This window comes from Stenotrophomonas maltophilia group sp. RNC7 (assembly GCF_030910085.1).
In the GTDB taxonomy this organism is placed as follows: Bacteria; Pseudomonadota; Gammaproteobacteria; order Xanthomonadales; family Xanthomonadaceae; genus Stenotrophomonas; species Stenotrophomonas sepilia.
In genome coordinates this window covers 1-593 of record NZ_JAVFVN010000998.1, presented here as the reverse complement: position 1 = coordinate 593, position 593 = coordinate 1, and the positions used below count along the sequence as shown (strand labels likewise).

At 41.1% G+C, this 593-nt stretch carries 1 protein-coding gene; it reads right to left on the bottom strand.

Features of this window, described 5'->3' with window-relative positions; genetic code table 11:
- The coding region (locus RCF13_RS26215) for a methyl-accepting chemotaxis protein (protein ID WP_308141677.1) at nucleotides 1-593 on the bottom strand (593 nt) is incomplete at both ends.

Sequence of the window (593 nt, the reverse complement as noted above, 5' to 3'; positions counted from 1 at the left end):
TTCTGTCTGTATATTCATTATCAACTGTCCAATGTGCTGTGAAGATTTAGCAGATTCCTCTGCTAATTTTCTTACCTCTTCCGCTACTACGGAGAAGCCTCTCCCAGATTCCCCAGCCCTTGCAGCTTCGATGGCTGCATTGAGCGCTAACAAAATCGTTTGATCTGCAATACTGCTGATCGTAATTACGATCTTCTCAATTTCTTTGGAGCTTTCATTTAACCGGTAGATTTCATCTGCTACTCTCTCCGTAGAGACCTTTAAGCTATCCATCTTATGCACCGCATTTTGAGAAGCGACGATCCCCTCTTCAGCAGAGTCTAAAGTGTTTTTAGAGGAAATATGTACATTTTCAATATTTTTAGATACAACTTTTATACTTCTTATCATCTCATCCATGATCCCTTTCGACTCTTCTATAGATTCGAACTGTTTCTCCGCTGATTTGGAGACATCCACAATGGTATTTGTAACTTCTTCAGCAGAAGCAGTTACCTCCTCTGAGGCCGCTGATAGCTCTTCACTGATGGCAGCTACCTGCTCCGATATATTGCCTGATTGTGAGATTACTTCCTTTAGACTGATTATCATCT